The organism is Streptomyces sp. S3(2020), from assembly GCF_013044505.1.
Classification (GTDB): Bacteria; Actinomycetota; Actinomycetes; order Streptomycetales; family Streptomycetaceae; genus Streptomyces.
Window position 1 is genome coordinate 1 of sequence record NZ_JABERD010000391.1, and the last position, 4,590, is coordinate 4,590.

General features: G+C 68.5%; 6 protein-coding genes. 4 read left to right on the plus strand and 2 right to left on the minus strand.

Annotation, left to right across the window (positions count from 1 at the left end):
• Positions 1-295, plus strand: a 295-nt coding sequence (locus tag HLK59_RS48340; protein WP_171148048.1) for a HEAT repeat domain-containing protein, incomplete at its 5' end; no start/stop codon positions are given.
• Positions 296-652: 357 nt separating this feature from the next.
• Entirely contained in the window at positions 653-1,102 is a 450-nt protein-coding gene (locus tag HLK59_RS48345) for a DUF5707 domain-containing protein (RefSeq protein ID WP_171148049.1), read from the plus strand.
• Between the two features lie 317 nt (positions 1,103-1,419).
• Here the strand turns inward: HLK59_RS48345 and HLK59_RS48350 are convergent, their stop codons facing one another.
• Positions 1,420-1,794, minus strand: coding sequence for a hypothetical protein (locus tag HLK59_RS48350; protein WP_171148050.1), 375 nt, complete (start codon positions 1,792-1,794; stop codon positions 1,420-1,422).
• Positions 1,795-1,948: 154 nt separating this feature from the next.
• Between HLK59_RS48350 and HLK59_RS48355 the strand changes: the two genes are divergently transcribed.
• Positions 1,949-3,226: an NlpC/P60 family protein gene (locus tag HLK59_RS48355; protein WP_171148051.1), complete on the plus strand. Its 1,278-nt coding sequence runs from the start codon at positions 1,949-1,951 to the stop codon at positions 3,224-3,226.
• A gap of 343 nt (positions 3,227-3,569) precedes the next feature.
• On the plus strand, positions 3,570-3,959 hold the full coding sequence (locus HLK59_RS48360; RefSeq protein ID WP_171148052.1) for a hypothetical protein: 390 nt from the start codon (positions 3,570-3,572) through the stop codon (positions 3,957-3,959).
• Positions 3,960-4,187: 228 nt separating this feature from the next.
• Here HLK59_RS48360 and HLK59_RS48365 read toward each other — a convergent pair whose 3' ends face one another.
• Entirely contained in the window at positions 4,188-4,478 is a 291-nt protein-coding gene (locus HLK59_RS48365) for a DUF1330 domain-containing protein (RefSeq protein WP_171148053.1), read from the minus strand.
• Between the last annotated feature and the right edge of the window lie 112 nt (positions 4,479-4,590).

A 4,590-nucleotide genomic window follows, 5' to 3' on the forward strand; every position in this document is an offset into this window, starting at 1 on the left:
GCCGTTGATCGAGCTGTTCCCTGCCGAATGGCACAGGGAGCACGAGGACATCGTGTCCATGCTGGGCAGGCTCCGCTCGCCCCAGACGGTGCCGACGCTGGTCTTGGCGACTCGCTGGGTTCCCGAGCGCCTGGACTGGGACGAGAACCGGGCGCTCGCGGTGAAGGCGATCTGGGCGCTCGGCGCCATTCCCGGCCCGGAGGCCCGGGAAGCCCTTGAGGGGTTGCGCGACGACGAGAACGAGATCATCCGTGAGAACGCGGTGAAGCAGCTCGCACGCCGCGGCGAGCTCTGACCGCGCAGCTGTAGCCGTTCGTCCGGAACTCCCGAACCCGTCGACATTGATCAAGGAGCCGGCTCACGCGGCGGGGACTCTCGAAGCCGTCGACAGACGACTTCCGTTCTCGTGTACAAAGCCAACCGCCCGATGCGCAGCATCTGCGCACTCCCGGCGATGAGGGCCAACCACGAGAGTGCGCAGGCCCGACCGAAACCGGTGAGTACGGGATTGAGTACACGTACTCATGGCCGGGACGGCGGTGGGCGGCGAAGATCGACGCAACGGCGCGGGAGAACGCGCCGGGACCACAACGGCACGGCAGGCCAACGGAGTTGGCGCCGCCCGCCGCCATCGCACACGGGGGAACCGACCATGTCCCGACGCATCATCCTTTCCGCCACCGCCGCCGTCGCCGTCCTCGGCGCGGCGGGTGCCTTCGCCCTTGCCCAGGCCGGGGAGCAGCCGCCGGCCCTGAAGGACAGTGCCGTCCGCTACACCGCCCCGGCCGCCGGCCACGACGGGTCGCTGTCGTTCACCACGCAGATCACAGCGCCGTCCGGGCTCAAGAGCCTGAAGGTGCTGGCCTGGCCGAAGGGCGCCTTCGCCGACAAGCCGCTGACCGAGAAGGACATGAAGAACGTCGAGTCGGCCACGTGCAAGCCCGCTGGCGACGACGTCCTGCACTGCACCTACCGGGTCCCGGTCACCGCCACCGACGCCGCCGAGGCCGGGCAGGACACGTGGTACGTCGCGACGTTGGCCACTGGCAAGAACGGCGACACAGTGTTCGCGGACAAGTCGGCCACGTTCACGGCGCGTTGACCGACCGGCCGAGCGGGGCTACCGGCACGGTCTGAGACGCCTGCACAGGTTGCCGCAGCGGCCAGATGATCAATGCACATCGACATTGACCTCGAAGACCTGGTGGCCGTGACTCCCGAACCCATGTCGAAACGACATGCCCGGAGCGTGACACAGCCACGTCCTCGCGCACCTGGCCATCAGGCTCGGAGTCAAGGCCGCCCACGCCGGCTATGGGAGTTACCGCCCCAGCGCCGTCATGCAGGTTCTGCTGTCCTCCGGTCGGCCGGAGGACAGCAGGGCCTGCATCATGCGCCCGGCGCCTTTGACTTGCTCGTCTAGTTGTAGTGCGGCCTCAGGTGCAGCGAGTTGATGGGACCCAGGTCGCGGTACTCGCCGTGTCCCTCCGGGATCGACGACGTGCAGTCGTTCGCGTTGTAGCTGAGGCACAGCTCGACGACCGCGCCGTCGTACTGGTTGTTCAGCACCCAGTGGTTGCCCACCTGGTTGCTGAGGTTGTGCGCGCCGTAGGTCCAGTAGATGTGGCTCGGAGAGACGGCCGGGTTCTGGTTCTGCGGGTAGATGCAGACCGCGCCGTAGGGGCAACCTGCCCAGTCGGCGGCCGGCTTGGCCTGTGCGGTGCCCGTCGCGACGACGGCCGCGGTGACGGTGGCGAGGGCCAGCGCGGCGGTGCGCCTCAGCATGGTGCGCATGGAAGGTGATTCCTCTCCCGTGGACTTGGTGATCGCCGGAACTGTACGGAGTAAGTGGGCCGGCAGGTCCTGACAGATGTCAGGGCCCGGTGGGCGGCCCGAGTGCGTACGTTCGCGGGAGACCACCGAGACCAGGGGGAGTGCTGTGGGCAGAGTGCGTAGATCGTGGGGCACGGGGAGAGCGGGGCGCCGGGTACGGCTGCTGCTGGCCGCTCTCGTGACGGTGGTGAGTCTCGGTCTGCCGGTCGTCTCGGCCGCGCCGGCGGCCGCCGCCACGGGGTGCGCGCCGCTCCAGTCCGGTGCGAGCCAGGCGGCGCAGGCGGCCGTCCAGGTCGCGTGCCGTTACGTCGGGCGGCAGTACGCCTGGGGTGGCGGTCACGCGCAGGGCATGCCCGGTCCCAGCCAGGGCATCTACGACCGCTGGTACCCGGAAACCGCCGCGGATCCGACGTACTGGAGCTTCGACTGCATCGGCCTGGTGCGCTGGGCCTGGTACAAGGCGACCGGCCGGGACCTCGTCACCGAGCGCACGACGCAGGCGACCTTCGCCGCGCCCGGGTACGCACACACGAAGCTGCTGAAGTCGCAAGGGTCCGCCGTACTGCTTCCCGGGGACATCATGTATTTCGGCGCCGCCGGCGCAGGGCCCACGCACGTCGCGCTCTACCTCGGCAACGGAATGATGGTCGAGGCACCCGAATCCGGCGCGAAAATTCAGGTCAACACCATCAGCGCCCGCTGGGACCGCTACCAGGGCGCGTTCCGTCCGCACGCCGAGGCCGTGCCGATGGTCTGGAACTGGGACGGCCGCGGTTCGTACCACAAGACGTGGGGCCAGCCCAATCTGCGGCAGGACTCGAACACCGGCAGCCAGATCAACTTCACCAACGGCAACGGCATCTCCGTGGAGGTACGGGTGCTGTGCCAGCGGGTGGGCGAGCGGGCCACGGTCGACGGCATGGTGAACAACGTCTGGTCGTATCTGCCGGACTACAACAGCTGGATCAGCAATCTCTTCGTCCAGGGGCCGGCGTTGCTCAAGGACGTACCGTCCTGCGGTGACTTCCCGCCGATCGGCGGAACTCTGGCCGGGGCGGAGAACAACACGTCCTGCGGCGACGGTACCCAGCCCGACTCGGCGGGTGCCTGGACGGCGAAGTCGACCACCGTCTTCGGCCGTACCGTGGAGCTCCGCTACAACGGCACCACCGAGTGCGCCTGGGGCCGTATCACCGGGGGCACGGTCGGCGACGAGATCTGGGTGGACCGCAGCGCCGACGGAGGGAACACCTGGCAGCCGATGCTGGGCTACACCACCGTCACCTCGGGCAACGACGCGTACACCACCCAGTGGAACGACTCCGGCCTCGTGATGCGCGCCTGCGGCACCAACGGCCGGGGCGGCAGCATCGAATGCACCGGCTGGTTCTGACCGACGGTGCTTCACCGTACGGCAGGGTGATCGCGGCGTCCCTGCCCCGCGGTTCCGGGCGGCCCGTCGGCCGCTGTACGGTACTGATCACGTCGCATGTTGTCTGCTCGGTGTGCCGGCCGAGCCCGAGTCGGCCGGTGCGGCCATGGAGCCGGCTCGGACGGGCTAGTACGCCATGTGCGGCTCCAGCTCAACCCGGACAGGCTGCGCGGGGTGAACCTGCTCCAGCGCGCGTCGTAAGGAACGCCCTGATCAGCAGGCCCGGTGGTTTTCGCCCTTCGATCAGCTCTTCCTCGGCGAGCGTTCCGGCTTGGGCTGCCGCGCCCGCCGTCATAATGAAGGTATGGCAGCCAGTGATCACTCCCCTGCGTCCAGGACGGATCCGGCAGGATCGTACGCGGACGACCTGGCGCTGTACCGGCAGAAGTTCCAGCAGCGTCTGCCTGCGGCTTTGGAGGAGTTGCGGGGCCCCGCACACGGTGTGGTCGATCTTCCGCTGCACGTGGCGTGGTCCGGACTGACGTCCTATGACCTGGACAAGCCCCGTCAGCGCATGGGCCTGTACCGCACCGTGCTGCATGAGGGTCTTCGTGAGGACCTCACTTCCTGCCTCAATCAGGATGTTCTGCTTGAGCTGTGGCCGACACTTCGGGGTCTGGTGGGCCGCACCGTGCGCACCGTGTGGGAAGACACCTTCCCTCAGCTCGCCAGGCGCGGCCAGGCGGCCGCGTGAGCCAGGACATGCCGGAGCTGCACGCACGGCTCCTGGCGGACGTCATGACCCTCGGTTCCCCCTACCCTCTCGTCCTGACCGGCGGCTACGCGGTGCGGGCTGGGCCGTGGAGTGGTCCGACGACCTTGCCAGCAGGCTCCTCGAAGAAGATCACAGCCACGACCAGGACTGACCACGCAAAAAAGGCTCCCGCTTCGCCGGGAAGTCGGCGAAGCGGGAGCCTTGGGGTCAGGGGGTGCCTTCGAAGATCAGGATCCTGCCCTTGGTGTTGCGGACACGGAGGGGGACGATCTCCTGGTAGGCCGGGGAGTCGTACCAGCGCTGGGCCGCTTCGGGCGACGGGAACTCTATGACGCCGGTGAAGGCCTTGCTCTCGCCCTCCAGGATCTGCCAGGGGGCGCCGCGGACCAGATAGCGGCCGCCGTGGGGTTCGATCGTGGAGACCAGCTTGGCGCTGTAGGTGGCCACCATCTCGGGGTCGCCGGTGAGTTCTGCCTCGGCTATGACGTAGGCGGTCATGTGGTGTCCTCGTGGGTCGCGAACGCGTCCGGCCCGCCAGCTGGTGCTGGCGGGCCGGACGCGTCGGGTGTCTGGGGGCTGTGGCCTGGCTAGGAGCGGGTGGCCAGGGGGG